This window comes from Streptomyces sp. NPDC104309, assembly GCF_055584025.1.
Genome location: NZ_JBVJMV010000138.1, coordinates 1 through 1670 on the forward strand (window position 1 = coordinate 1; position 1670 = coordinate 1670).

Here is a 1670-nt window from a genome sequence, read left to right on the forward strand (position 1 = left end):
TCCCTAATAAGACCTACCGAGGCTCCAACCGGCAGACTCGGTGCCTGGTAGCCGCCAGCAGGTGAGCACTCTTTGTTCCCTGGACACCGAGTCCTGTTGACAGATCGTGCCCCTGCTGGTCGGCCAGGAGCGAAATCGCTGATGGGATGTCGTGCCCGCCCGGTTGCGGCGTGAGCACAGCCTTATTAGGTCGCTGATGGTTCTCCTGCGGGCTGCTGCCGATCGAGTTCGATGACGGAGGACGAATTGCTGTTCGTTGGGGACGACTGGGCCCAGGACCACCACGACGTCGAGCTGATGGACGCCACAGGTCGCCGGCTGTCCAAGGCCCGGCTGCCGGAAGGCGTGGCGGGCATCGAGCGATTGCACGCGATGATCGGCGCCGAGCTCGGCGCCGACAGCAAGGCCGAGGTCGTGATCGGAATCGAGACCGATCGAGGCCCGTGGGTGCAGGCACTGATCGCCGCTGGCTACACGGTGTACGCGGTCAACCCACTGCAGGCCTCCCGGTACCGGGAACGCTTGGCGGTGTCGGGGGCCAAGAGTGACGCGGCCGACGCGCACATGCTCGCCGACATGGTGCGTACCGACTCCCACCAGCTGCGCCCGGTTTCCGGGGACACCGCCGACGCTGAAGCGGTCAAGGTGGTAACGCGCATCCATAAGACCCTGATCTGGGAGCGGACCCGCACCATGCAGCGGCTCCGGCATGCCCTGCTCGACTACTTCCCCGCCGCCCTGGAGGCGTTCGAGGATCTGGACGCCCCCGACGTCTTGGAACTGCTGGCCAAAGCGCCTGATCCGACTGCCGCGGCGAAGCTGACGATCACGCAGATCAGTGCGGTCCTCAAGCGCGCCCGCCGGCGCAACATCGCCGACAAGGCCACCAAGATCCAGGCCGTATTGCGCGCCAAGCACCTGGGCCAGCCCGCCGCTGTGTCCGCGGCTTACGCCGGCTCAGTGCGCGCTCTAGTCGCGCTGCTCGTCACCTTGAACGAGCAGGTCAACTTCCTGCACGAGCAGGTCGAGGACTTTTTCGGCCGGCACCCGAATGCCGAGATCATCCGGTCCCAGCCCGGACTGGGCCCGATACTCAGCGCCCGGGTCCTCGCAGAATTTGGCGACGACCCCCACCGCTATGCCAGCGCCAAGGCCCGCAAGAACTATGCAGGCACCAGCCCGATCACCCGCGCCTCCGGCAGAAAGAAGGTCGTGACCGCCCGGCACGTCCGCAACGACCGGCTCATCGACGCCCTGATCGCCCAGGCATTCTCCGCGCTTCGGATCTCCGCCGGAGCCAGGGCCTACTACGAGAAGCAGCGCGCCCGCGGCATCGAATTCAACGCCGCCCTACGCCAACTCGCCAACCGGCTCGTCGGCATCTTGCACGGCTGCCTCAAGACCGGCACACCGTACGACGAGGCGACAGCTTGGTCTCAGCGATCCCACGCACTCGCCGCGTGACGCTACAGCTCGGGCAAGCGGTCAACGGGGGTGGGGGACCGCCGCTCTTCCAGCCAGTAGAGGTAAATCCGCAGGTCAGTTGCCAGGTCACCGGCGATGTAGAGCTCGAAGTCGCGGACGGCAGCGGCTATGCCCTGGCCTGACCAGGCATCGCTCTCATCCCATTTGCTCCGCTGATCGGACAGGTATTGCACGACCTGGCTGCG

The 1670-nt window shown here is 66.2% G+C and carries 1 protein-coding gene and 1 pseudogene; one reads left to right on the plus strand and one right to left on the minus strand.

The features are described 5' to 3' along the window. The first annotated feature begins 246 nt into the window (after positions 1-246). On the plus strand, positions 247-1464 hold the full coding sequence (locus tag ACZ68L_RS46845) for an IS110 family RNA-guided transposase (RefSeq protein ID WP_469591032.1): 1218 nt from the start codon (positions 247-249) through the stop codon (positions 1462-1464). Positions 1465-1466: 2 nt separating this feature from the next. On the opposite strand, the pseudogene ACZ68L_RS46850 reads toward ACZ68L_RS46845, so the two are convergent. Then, positions 1467-1670: pseudogene (locus tag ACZ68L_RS46850) on the minus strand (ferredoxin); the annotation flags it as partial.